The organism is Nocardioides sp. BGA-UO-ETr-FS32 (assembly GCF_059567905.1).
Window position 1 is genome coordinate 86259 of the sequence record NZ_JCAQOX010000004.1, and the last position, 12048, is coordinate 98306.

Genomic DNA, 12048 nt, shown 5'->3' on the forward strand with positions numbered 1-12048 from the left:
CACACATGGAAACCGGACTCATCGCCCTCGGAGCAGGACTCGCCGTCGGCCTCGCCGCCCTCGCCACCGGCTACGCCCAGGCGCGGATCGGCGCGGCGGCCATGGGAGCCATCGCCGAGAAGCCCGAGCTCGCCGGTCGGGCCATCCTGCTCGTGGCCATCCCCGAGACGCTCGTCATCCTGGGCTTCGCGGTCGCGGCCATGATCGTGCTCCTGCTGGGCGGCTGACATGACCCTCCAGGCGCTGCTCGAGACCATGGAGCACGACGGTCGTCGCGACCTGGCCGACGTGCTCGCCCGGGACGAACATCGCGCCCGCGAGATCCTCCGGGAAGCCCACCAGGCGGCCGAGCGCGACCGCCTCGGCATCCTCACCCGAGCCGAGTCGACCGCCCGCGACCAGGCGCTCCGCGTCCGCTCCACCGGGGCAGCCGCGTCCCGCGCCCACGTTCGCGAGGTGGTCGACGCCGAGCTCGAACGGGTGCGCACGGCTGCCGGAAAGGAGCTGCAGGAACTGGTCGGCACAGGCCACGGGACTGCGGCCACGCTCGACCTCCTCGACGAGGCGATGGCTCTCCTGCCCTCGGCCACCTCCTGCACGGTCGATCCGGCCCACCTGGACGCCGTACGCCGCCACCGGCCCTGCCTCGTCGTGGAGACTGGACCCGTGGGGGTCGGCGTCGTGCTGCGCGACGCCCAGGGGCGAGCGGTGCACAACACCGCCGAAGGACGCCTTGACGCGGCGTGGCCGCTGCTGCGCCCGGTGCTGCGCGACGCGGTGTGCGAACCGCACCCGGAAGTGGACCCCGAAGCGGACGCGAAAGCTGACGCGGAAGTGGTCCCGGAGGTGGACCCGCGATGACGGCACCGCTGTACGTCGCCGGCTCGACGGCCCTGCGGGCCCGGATGTCGCGCCTGACCCCGGACGGAGCAGGCCAGGGTGATCGCGAGGAGAGCGAGGAGATGCGTCGGCTGCCGCAGCTGTTCGTGGGCGAGGCACGCGCGGTGGCACAGGTGCTGACGGGACGACACGACCTGCGCGACGCCCTCGCGCTGCTGCGCGGCGCGGCCTCGGGCCTCCCGCCTGAAGACCGGCTCCGGGGGGTGCGCGCGGTCGGTGCCATCACCCCCGAGCGGGCCGCCGAGCTCGCCCACACGCGGGACGAGGCGGGCGTCGTGGCCCTCCTCGAACGGCTGCGGCTGCCGACGCCGATCACGGCGGCGGCCCTGCCTCGGCTGTGGTCACGCTTCGAGCTGCACCGCGACGTCGAGGAGCTCGAGCTCGCAGTGACGGCCACGGCGCACGCCGAGTGGGGCGAACGCGCGGCCCACCCGCGTTCGCGTCCCGTCGCGGACCTCCTCGCCCGCGAGCGGGACCAGCGCAACCTGCTCATCGCGCTGGCCCGGTCGGACGTCGACCCCGGCCGGCTGATGCCGCTCGGGCGCCTCGGCGTCCGCGACCTGGAGCACGCGATCACTGGCCGCTGGGCTCCCGTTCTCGGCGTCTACCCACGCTGGCGGGCCGCCGCAGCGGCGTACGAGTTGCACGGGGATCTCGGCCATGTCGACCGGGACCTGCACGACGAGGCCACCGCCGGCGCCGCCGCGCGGCTGCGCCGCGGCGACGCCGAGAGCGCCGACCCGCTGGTGGGCTACGTGCTGCTGCTCGAGGAGCGCGCGCGCCGACACCGCCGAGCCGGACTGATCCTCGTCACCGGCGGAGCGGACCGGAGGACCCCGTGACGAACGCGCTTACCCCCTCAGCGCCACGGATGGACTCAGAAGTGGACTCGGAGGTCGTCGTGGTGGCTCCGCGAGACGTCGACGCGGGCTTCCGCCTCGCGGGCGCCGCGACGGTGGTGCCCGAGCCCGGCCCGGACGGGGAGATCGGAGCCGACGCCGTCAACAGAGCTGTCGAGACAGCTGTGCGCCTGCCCGGCGACGGCCGCGCGGTGGTCTTGGTGCACCACGACGCGTGGACTCGACTGCCACTCGCCGCCCGCGATGCCTGGGCCGAGCGCACCGACGTCCTCGTGGTCGGCCTCCCGCCCGACGCCCCGGCCGTGGACACCGAGCCCCACGACCAGCTCCAGCGACTGCTCGGACGAGCGGTCGGCTACGAGATCAGCTTCGTCCCCGAAGGAGACCACCCATGAGCACGACACCCACCACGATGCCGAGCACGACACACGGCGGCGCGCCGGCCGGTTCCGGCGACCAGGTCGGGACGGTGGTGCGGGTCTCGGGCCCAGTCCTCGAGGTCGCTGGCCTACCCGCGTGCCGGCTCTACGACGTGGTCAAGGTCGGCCCGCAGGACCTGCCCGGGGAGGTGATCCGCCTCGACGGCGCCCTGGCCACGGTACAGGTCTTCGAGGACACCTCGGGGCTGCGCGTCGGCGACCCCGTGACCGGCACCGGGGGACCGCTGACCATCGAACTCGGCCCCGGGCTGCTCGGCACCGTGTTCGACGGCACCCAGCGCCCGCTCGCCGCCCTGAACGCCGAACACGGCATCTACATCCCGCGCGGCGCCGACCTGCCCGGCCTCGACCGCTCCCGGACCTGGGAGTTCGTGCCGTCCGTGGTGGCGGGCGACCGCGTGGAGGCGGGCGACGAGCTCGGGACCGTGCAGGAGACCACAGCGCTGCGCCACCGCGTCCTGGTGCCGCCGGGCGTCCGCGGCGTGGTGGAGCACGTCGCGGAGGGGTCGCACCGCGTCGACGAGGTCATCGCCCGCGTCCAGGGCCACGACGTGCAAATGCTGCAACGCTGGCCGATCCGCAGGCCCCGTCCCGTGCGGGGACACCAGGCCCTGCACCGCCCGCTGCTCACCGGCCAGCGGGTCCTCGACAGCCTCTTCCCGATCGCCCTCGGCGGTGCCGGCATCATCCCCGGCGGATTCGGCACCGGCAAGACGGTGCTCGAGCAGGCGATCGCCAAGCACGCCGAGGCCGACGTGGTGGTCTACGTCGGCTGCGGCGAGCGGGGCAACGAGCTGACCGAGGTGCTCGAGGAGTTCCCACAGCTCTCTGACCCGCGCACCGGTCGCCCCCTGATGGAGCGGACCGTGCTCGTGGCCAACACCTCCAACATGCCGGTCGCGGCCCGGGAGGCCAGCGTCTACCTCGGCATCACGATGGCCGAGTACTACCGCGACCAAGGCCTGCACGCCGTCCTGCTCGCCGACTCCACCAGCCGCTGGGGCGAGGCACTGCGCGAGGTGTCGGGTCGTCTCGGCGAGATCCCGGCCGAGGACGGCTACCCCGCCTACCTCGCCACCCGCCTCGCGGCCTTCTATGAGCGCGCCGGGCTCGTCGACTGCCTCGGCTCCACCCCGCGTAGCGGGTCGGTCACCGTCGTCGGCGCCGTGTCGCCCGCAGGCGGGGACTTCTCCGAGCCGGTCACCCAGAACAGCCTGCGCGTGGCCGGATGCTTCTGGGCGCTCGATGCGAGCCTGGCCCGCAGCCGCCACTTCCCGTCGATCAACTGGACACGCAGCTACACCACCTACCGGCTGGGCGAGTGGTTCGACGAGCACGTCGCCGAGGACTGGTCGCGCCTCAGCGCCTGGGCCGTCCGCACGCTGCAGGAGGAAGGGAGCCTGCAGGAGGTGGTCAGCCTCCTGGGCGTGGAGGCGGTAGCGCCGCCCCAGCGAGTCACCCTGCGCGTGGGTCGCATGCTCCGCGAGGACTACCTGCAGCAGAACTCCTTCGACCCCGCCGACGCCAGCTGTCCGCCGGCCAAGCAGGTCACGATGCTGCGACTGATCAAGTCGGCCGAGGAGGCCATGACCGCTGCGGTCACCGCCGGGCGACCCGTCGCCGACGTCGTCGCCCACCCCGTCCTGCGCACGGTCGCCGCAGCACGTGGCTGGCCGGTCGACGACACGCTCGAGCGACACCTCGACGACGCCGTCTCGACCATGCACGCCGCACTCACCACCAAAGAGCGCGCTACTGAGGAGCGCGCGGCACTCACCACCGACGAGGAGGAGCAGCGATGACCACGCTGGACAGCTCCAAAGACAGCCCGGAAGACACCGCGGACACGATCACCCGCGCGCGGGACGCCGTCGCCGTCGCACCCGTGGGCATCCTGCCCACGATCGAGATGCGCGACGTACGCCGGGTGGCCGGGCCGCTGCTGCTGGTCGAGGGCGCCGAGGCCGTAGCGTTCGGCGACGTCGTCACCGTCGTCACCGACGACGGCACGGAACGCGACGGCCAGGTCCTCGAGGTGGACCGCTCCCGCGCGGTGGTTCAGGTGCTCGGCGGCACCGAGGGCATGGGCCGGGCCAACGTCGCCGTGCGCGCGCGGTTCCGCGCAGCGGTCACCGGCGTCGGGACCGACGTACTGGGACGCGTCCTCGACGGTGCCGGGCGTCCGCGGGACGGCCGGCCGGAGCCCACCGCCGAGGCGTACCGGCCGGTGAACGGGCTGCCGCTCAACCCCGTCGCGCGGATCCACCCCGACCAGTTCATCGAGACCGGCTTCTCGGCCATCGATGGCCTCAACACCCTGGTCCGTGGGCAGAAGCTGCCCGTCTTCACCGCGGCCGGGCTGCCCGCCGCTGAGGTGGCCGCCCGGATCGCCATCCAGGCCCGGGTGCCCGGCGAGGCCAGACACGACAACCAGGCCGACGGGACCGAGGGAGTAGTGGTCGTCTTCGCAGCGATGGGCGTCACGCGCCGCGAGGCCGACTTCTTCCGGGACCAGTTCGCCACCAGCGCATCAGGGCACCGCAATGTGCTGTTGCTCAACCTGGCCGACGACCCCACCATCGAGCGGTTGCTCACCCCCCGGGTGGCGCTGACGCTGGCCGAGTATCTCGCCTTCGAGAAGCACCTGCACGTCCTGGTGATCCTCACCGACATCACCGCGTACTGCGAGGCGCTGCGCGAGATCGCCGCGGCCCGCGAGGAGATGCCGGGGCGGCGCGGCTACCCCGGCTACATGTACACCGATCTGGCCTCCCTCTTCGAGCGGGCGGGACGGGTGCACGGCTCGACCGGCTCCTTGACCCAGCTGTCGCTGCTGACCATGCCCGACGGCGACATCACCCACCCGATCCCGGACCTCACCGGCTACATCACCGAGGGACAGGTGGTCCTCTCGCGCGACATGGCCGGACGCGGCGTCGACCCGCCCTTCGACGTCCTGCCGTCGCTGTCGCGGCTGATGAACGCCGGCGTCGGCGCGGGGCGTACGCGGGCCGACCACCGGGGTCTGGCCGACCAGCTCTACGCCTGCTACGCCCGCGGCGTCGAGGTACGGCGCCTGGTCTCGATCGTCGGCGAGAGCGGCCTGACGGCCGAGGACCGCCGCTACCTCGCGTTCGCCCGTCGCTTCGAGGAGGAGTTCGTCGGCCAGGGCGAGGCCCGGCGGACCATCACCCAGACCCTGGACCTGGGCTGGGAACTGCTCGGCGACTTCGAGCCCGACGAGCTAGGCCGGGTCGGGGCCGACCACGTCGCCCAGCACCACCGCACCACCACCACCACCGAGCGCACCGAGAGCACCGCCAAGAGCACCACCTGGAGCCAGCCATGACCGCGGCACCCGTCCCCAGCACCACCCCGCACAGCACCCCACTCAGCAACCCGCACGCCGCCAGCGCCGAGGAAGTGGCCATGACACTGGAGGTCGACCCCGCCCAAGGCCTGAGCAGCGAGGAGGCCCGGACACGGCTCGACCGGTTCGGCCCCAACCAGCTGGCCGAGCCCGTACGCCGACCGGTGCTGCTGCGCTTCCTCGACCAGTTCCGCAGCGTCCTGATCCTGGTGCTCATCGGTGCCGCGGTCCTCGCGGGCCTCGTGGGTGAGATCAAGGACACCATCGTCATCGCCGTGGTGCTCCTCATCAACGCCAGCATCGGGTTCTTCCAAGAGCAGCGAGCCGAGAAGAGCCTCGAGGCGCTACGCAACATGCTGAGCCCCTCGGCGCGGATCCGGCGCGACGGGCGAACCCTCGTCGTCGACGCCGGCGACCTCGTGCCCGGCGACGTCGTCCTGCTCGAGGCGGGCGACCGGGTGCCCGCGGACGCGCGCCTAATCCTCGCCTCCTCGGTGGAGGTCGACGAATCGGCCCTGACCGGTGAGTCCCAGCCCGTCCCCAAACGGGCCAACTCGACCGTAGAACACGACGCCCCCCTCGCAGATCGCGACGGCATGGTCCACATGAACACCGCGCTCACCCGCGGACGGGCCGAAGCGGTCGTGACCGCCACCGGCATGGAGACCTCCGTCGGCGCCATCGCCGAGATGCTCGCCACTGGCGAGGAGCCGCAGACCCCCCTGCAGCGGCAGCTCGACACCCTGGGCAAGCGGCTGGCCGTGATCGGGCTCGTCGCCGTGACGGTGTACGTCGCGCTGGCCCTGGCGCGGGGCGAGGCCCCCTCCGAGATCGCCCTGCGAGCCGTGGCGCTCGCGGTGGCGACCGTCCCGGAGGGCCTGCCGGCCGTACTGGCGCTGACGCTCGCGCTCGGCGTGCACCGGATGGCGGGCCGCAACGCGATCGTCAAGCGGCTGGCCTCGGTCGAGACACTGGGCTCGGCCACCGTCATCTGCAGCGACAAGACCGGCACCCTGACCCTCAACGAGATGACGGTCCGCGAGGTACGCGTGGGCGAGAACGTGCTCACGGTCCACGGCCAGGGATACGACACCGACGGCGAAATCCTCTACTCCGACGGCGCGCAAGCAAGCCTGCCGCCGCTGCTGCTCGACGCACTCGCCCTGTGCAGCGACGCCGAACTCAAGGCGGACGGCGACGGGGATGGGGATAGCGCCGGCATCATCGGCGACCCGACCGAGGGTGCGCTGGTCGTGCTGGCGGCCAAGGCGGGGCTCGACGTGACGGCGCGCCGTCAGGAGTGGCCGCGATCGGCGGAGATCCCCTTCGACGCCGACTACAAGTACATGGTCACCTACCACGACGAGGGTCCCGCTTCCCGCGTGCTGGCCAAGGGCGCGGCCGACGTGCTGCTGCGGCGTTGCGACTCGTGGCTGCTCGGCGGCGAGGAGGTTGCGCTCACCGCGTCCGACCGAGAGCGACTCGACGACGCCATCGCGGCAATGGGCGAGCGCGGACTGCGCGTGCTGGCCGTGGCCACCCGCCTGGTCGAGTCACCGTCATCCGAGCCACACTCCGACGTTGCGTCGCTGACCCTGCTCGGCCTGCTCGGGATCGCCGACCCACCGCGGCCCGAGGCGACCTCGGCGGTGGCCCTGTGCCACCGGGCCGGTGTGGGGGTGAAGATGATCACCGGCGACCACGTCGCGACCGCCGTCGCCATCGCCCGCGAGCTCGGCATCGAGGGCCGCGCGATGACCGGCGCCGAGCTCTCCGAGCTGTCGACCGAGGAGCTGGCCGACGTCGTCGACGAGGTGGCGGTGTTCGCCCGGGTGTCTCCCGAGCACAAGGTCGCCATCGTGAAGGCGCTCACCGCGCGGGGCCATGTCGTGGCCATGACTGGTGATGGCGTCAACGACGCCGCGGCGCTGCGCTCGGCGCACATCGGCGTGGCCATGGGTCTGACGGGAACCGAGGTCACCAAGGAGGCGGGCGACCTCATCCTCACCGACGACAACTTCACCACCATCGTCGGCGCCGTCGAGGAGGGTCGCTCGATCTACGACAACGTGGTGAAGTTCGTGCGCTTCCAGCTCTCCACCAACATGGGCGCCATCTCGACCTTCCTCGGCGCCTCGGTGATGGGGCTGCCGGCCCCGTTGACGGCCGTGCAGATCCTGTGGGTCAACATCATCATGGACGGCCCGCCCGCAATGGCGCTGGGCGTGGACCCGGCCCGGCCGGGGATCATGTCCGAGCCCCCGCGACGCAGCGGCGATCAGATCCTCTCCCCGGCGCGACTGATCAGGCTGGCCCGCGTGGGCCTGGTGATGGCGATCGGCACCCTCGCGGTCCTCATCCTCGCCCGCGAGGAGTGGGGCGAGGCCGTCAGCCTGACCATGGCCTTCACCACCTTCGTGCTCTTCCAGCTCGTCAACGCGCTCAACGCACGCGCGGAGCACGTCACCGTGTTCGCACCGCACACCTTCACCAACCGGTGGCTGTGGGTGTCCCTGACGACGGTGGCCCTGCTGCACATCGCAGCCGTGCACACGACGTGGGGCCAGGCGATCTTCGACACCGTCGCCCTCACACCCGAGCAGTGGGGAATCTGCATCGGAGTGGCGCTGTGCGTGCTGTTGGTCGAGGAGCTCGTCAAGCTCGGCCACCGCTGGGGCACGCGTCGACGAGAAGGCTGAGGACGACCCGGGACATACGAAACCAGAATCGCGTACCATGGCTCGTCATGACCCGCGACGACTGGACCTTCCTCTCCAACCACGGCCACGTCCTGGTCGCCCTCGCGCGCGACCCGGACGCGCGGACCCGCGACATCGCCGACGCCGTCGGCATCACCGAGAGGGCGGTGCAGCAGATCGTCGCGGACCTGGTCGAGCACGGCTACGTGGACAAGGAGAAGGTGGGTCGGCGCAACCGGTACCGGGTCACCCGCGACTCCCACTTCCGCCACGACCTCGAGTCCGGAGTCACCATCGGCGCCTTCGTCGACCTCGTCAACAAGACCACCGCCACCCCTTGACATGCGAAGAAAACTTCGTGATACGATCTACGTACATCAGGGTTGGGGAGTACCCCACCTCCGGTCGCACGTCACCACGGCTGTCACCCCGACTGATCGGCCCGGCGACCGGGTCCCATAACCGGGACGGGAGAGACCACTCCTGATCACCATTCCGGGCAACGAGGCCCGGACCGACGACAACGGTGGTGATCAGCATGGACGACCTACTCATCCTCCTCGGACTGGCTCTCTGGCTCGGCCTCTGGGCGGCGCGCGAGCTCGGCTGGTGCGGTGTCAGGCGCGGGCAGGCGAGCGCAGCGGCACGTCGCAACCGGCGACACTCGTCCCACGGGTCCGTGCCCGAGGGTGGCTCCGACGGCCCGTACGTCGACGCGGCGGGGAGGCGTCCATGATGCTCCTCAGGCTGCCGGTTGCTGCGATGCCCGAGAGCGGCGACCCGTTCCACCCCCACGTGCGACTCCCTGTCTCGGGTGCCTGGTCGCGCACGGATCTCGACGAGGTCGTACGTCATCTCCAGGCAGGGTGCTGCGTGCACGTGACCCTGACGATCCCGCACCGCAGACTGCTCTCGTTCGTGCGACGGCGCAGCACTGCCACGGCGGACAGCAACCTTCGCGACCGTCTCGAAGACCTCGCGGGGGTTGCGGGACCCGACGCGAGTCGCGTGACGGTGAGGTTCGAACACGAGCCGAGCGCGTTGAGGGGGGCCTGGGGGGCCTGGGGGGCTTGGGCATGGCGGCGCGGCATCGGAGGACCTGGACACACGCGCTCGAACGAATGTGCGCTCGACACACTCCTGGCTCCGGCCGAGCCCCACCCCGCTGAAACGACGGCCCATCGGGCGAATCGACGCTGCGAGGGCAGGCCCCACGTGCGCGCCGACGCAGGAATGCCACTGTCATGGGACGTCGTCGATGAGCTCCACCGCTGGGTGTCCGTCGGCGACGAAGCCCACCTGGTGCTGACGGTGCCCCACTCCCCGGTCTCGCGCGACCCAGACCTCCACCTCCTGTGGGAACGACGCATGACACTCGACGTCGCCGACCGCGAAGGGGAGATTGCCCAGCTGTGGCCGGGAACCCCGCTCGTGCGGATCGACATCGTCAGGACCCACCCCACCGCGGGCCGCGTTCGAAGGGCACGCCGGTTCGCCCGGCGGACGCCATGACGGTCAGCGAGCGGCGTACCGCCGCAGTGCAAGGTCCGGAAGGAGAAGGATCATGATCCATAGTGACCGGCGCGGCGCCTCAGTCCACGCTCCCGATATGGAGGATTCGCCCCTCACCACGGATGCCGACCACGTCGGCGGGGGCGGCCGAGCCATTCCCCGGGACCTCACACCGGAGGCTGCCGCGCATTTGACCGCGGCCGGTGGTTACCCCTGCATCTCCGTGCTGATGCCGACGACCCCGGCTGCACGGATGGCGATCGCAGACCGCGAACGCCTCGAAGGCCTGCTCCTCGACGCCGAGCGACGCCTCGACGACCAACCGTTGGGCGACCGCGAGCGGTTGATGTACGAACTGCGACGACAGGCCCGCATCGCCCAGGACTCGAGCACGCAGAACGCTCTCGCGCTCTTCGTCAGCCACAGCGTGTCGCGAGCCTGGACGCTTCCGGTGGCGGTCCACCAGAAGGTCGTGGTCGAGTCCACCTTCGCCACCCGTGACCTGCTCCGGGCGCTGCACCGGACCCCACCGCACCTGGTCCTACGCGTCGACGAATTCGGAGCTCGCGTGTACTGGGTTGCCGCACGCGTCACGCTGCTCGACACGATTGAGCGTCTCCCCGTAGGCAGTGCGCGGCTGGTGGCCTCGCCGAATCTCGAAAGGCCCTACCCGGAGTCGGGGCTCGGGCTCGGCGCGGAGCGCGAGGCCGACGACCGCAGCGACCTGCTCGCCCGGATCGACCCCTGGATGGCAGGCCTGCGAGCAGAGCGCCCGGCTCCGCTCGTCCTGGCCGGCGACGCGGTGCTCGTGAACGAGCTGAGGAGCAGTGCGCGGTGGCTGCATCGGCTCGCGGGGGCCGTCGTCGGCCCCACGGCCAACAAACCTGACCAGCTGTTCACAGCGACAGCATTGTGTCTGGAGGACTACCTGCACCGACGGGGTCAGCAGACTCTGGAGACTCTGCGCGAGGCTGCCGTCAACGATCCCGAACAGGTAGTGGCCGGGCTGGACCAGTGCTGGACGGCCGTGGCAAGCCGGACCCCGGGCACCCTTGTCGTCGAGCAGGGCTACGTCCACCCTCGACCGCCCGGAGAAGGTGGGGGGCCTGTGTCCCACGACCTGATTGACGACCTCATCGAGCACGCAATTCAAGCCGGCAACCTCATCGCCTTCGTCGACGACGCACAGCTGCATGAGTTCGGGGGAATCGCCCTCCTGAGGTCCAGGTGAATGGAGGCCGCAACGGTGTTCGCCCGTCACGAACGCAGCGCACGAGGTGCGACACACGTGCGCCTACATCCGACATGCCACACGAACAGGAGGCCACGTGAGCGTCAGCCGATCGGGAGCTGATGGCAGTCACCCCACCGACCCCCGACGGCAGTCCACGGCACGCGAGGACTTCCCACCACTGGAACCATCTCGAGACATCGGATGGCTGTTGACCCTGCTGAGCGCAGTGGGAGCGCTGTGGTCCTCGTGGGGGCTGTTCCCCAACGATCCGGTGGGTAACGCCGCTGGGTATTGGGTCTCCGCCGCAACGACCATCGCCATCATCGGCACCATGTGGTTGCGCGCGACCGACGCCTCGTCGGCAGTAGCAGTCACGGCGCTAGCAGGTGGAACACTGCTACTCCTTGGCGCGCTTCGCGACTACCCCACCTCCGTCACCGTCACCATGGTGGGCGGTGGCGCCGGCATCGTCGTGGGCGCGATCATGCAGGTTCGTCACGCCCCCGGAACGCGTTAAGCTCACGCAAGGCCCACGCATTGCTGATCGCCGGGGACAGCCCACCCGCCGCAGACGGAACGCCAGGGCCCACGAGACATCCGCACCCACTGATCAGCCGCCAGGCATGACCAACCTCCAGCCCTGCGGCGCGTCCTGGAATCGACGCAGTATCTGGCCATTTTCGCTTGAGCAGGCGGAAGGCCATCCAGTTCATGGCAGCCGTGAACTTCGCACTGGCCCACGGGAGGACCCCTTGGTCTACCTCTTCGAGAGCATCGACACGGTCCTCGCCGGTGTTGTGCTGCTCCAAGTGGGCTTGGGATTGTGGGAGCTCTGTGTCGGCGACCTGGTTTTGCCGGAGAGTCTGGCAACCCACACCTTCGACGAACTAGAAGCCAAGGTCGCCGGAACTTGGGTCTGCCCCGGATCTGGTTGACACTCGGGGTTTGTAGTAGTCAGGCCGCTGCTGCGGTCGCGTAGATCATCTCAAACTCGACTGGGGTGAGCTTGCCGAGGGCTCGTTGGCGACGGCGG

Annotated in this window: 11 protein-coding genes; all 11 read left to right on the top strand. The window is 70.9% G+C overall.

What is annotated here, in order from left to right; genetic code table 11:
* Positions 1-5 precede the first annotated feature (5 nt).
* The 11 genes from AC57BS_RS01740 to AC57BS_RS01790 all read left to right on the top strand — a co-directional run bounded on the left by AC57BS_RS01740 (position 6) and on the right by AC57BS_RS01790 (position 11950).
* Positions 6-227, top strand: coding sequence for an ATP synthase subunit C-like protein (locus tag AC57BS_RS01740; protein ID WP_053208071.1), 222 nt, complete (start codon positions 6-8; stop codon positions 225-227).
* Between the two features lies 1 nt (position 228).
* Entirely contained in the window at positions 229-861 is a 633-nt protein-coding gene (locus AC57BS_RS01745; RefSeq protein ID WP_056886718.1) for a V-type ATP synthase subunit E family protein, read from the top strand.
* Positions 858-1742 carry a V-type ATPase subunit gene (locus AC57BS_RS01750; RefSeq protein ID WP_068324847.1) on the top strand — a complete coding sequence of 295 codons (885 nt, stop codon included), beginning with the start codon at positions 858-860 and terminating at the stop codon, positions 1740-1742. Before AC57BS_RS01745 ends, AC57BS_RS01750 begins: the two co-directional genes overlap by 4 nt.
* 29 nt (positions 1743-1771) lie before the next feature.
* Entirely contained in the window at positions 1772-2155 is a 384-nt protein-coding gene (locus AC57BS_RS01755; protein WP_191279124.1) for a hypothetical protein, read from the top strand.
* Entirely contained in the window at positions 2152-4002 is a 1851-nt protein-coding gene (locus AC57BS_RS01760; protein ID WP_169701885.1) for a V-type ATP synthase subunit A, read from the top strand. Before AC57BS_RS01755 ends, AC57BS_RS01760 begins: the two co-directional genes overlap by 4 nt.
* Positions 3999-5549: a V-type ATP synthase subunit B gene (locus tag AC57BS_RS01765; protein WP_207081787.1), complete on the top strand. Its 1551-nt coding sequence runs from the start codon at positions 3999-4001 to the stop codon at positions 5547-5549. Before AC57BS_RS01760 ends, AC57BS_RS01765 begins: the two co-directional genes overlap by 4 nt.
* Positions 5546-8269 (top strand): cation-translocating P-type ATPase, encoded by a 2724-nt coding sequence (locus AC57BS_RS01770; protein ID WP_191279123.1) that lies wholly within the window; start codon positions 5546-5548, stop codon positions 8267-8269. Before AC57BS_RS01765 ends, AC57BS_RS01770 begins: the two co-directional genes overlap by 4 nt.
* A gap of 47 nt (positions 8270-8316) precedes the next feature.
* On the top strand, positions 8317-8610 hold the full coding sequence (locus tag AC57BS_RS01775) for a helix-turn-helix transcriptional regulator (RefSeq protein WP_191279122.1): 294 nt from the start codon (positions 8317-8319) through the stop codon (positions 8608-8610).
* 1223 nt (positions 8611-9833) lie between these two features.
* Positions 9834-11012, top strand: a complete 1179-nt coding sequence (locus AC57BS_RS01780) for a hypothetical protein (protein WP_191279120.1) — start codon at positions 9834-9836, stop codon at positions 11010-11012.
* A gap of 211 nt (positions 11013-11223) precedes the next feature.
* Complete coding sequence (locus tag AC57BS_RS01785; protein WP_191279119.1) at positions 11224-11532, top strand: hypothetical protein; 309 nt, start codon at positions 11224-11226, stop codon at positions 11530-11532.
* A gap of 106 nt (positions 11533-11638) precedes the next feature.
* Complete coding sequence (locus tag AC57BS_RS01790) at positions 11639-11950, top strand: YqhA family protein (RefSeq protein WP_496409790.1); 312 nt, start codon at positions 11639-11641, stop codon at positions 11948-11950.
* The last annotated feature ends 98 nt before the right edge of the window (positions 11951-12048 follow it).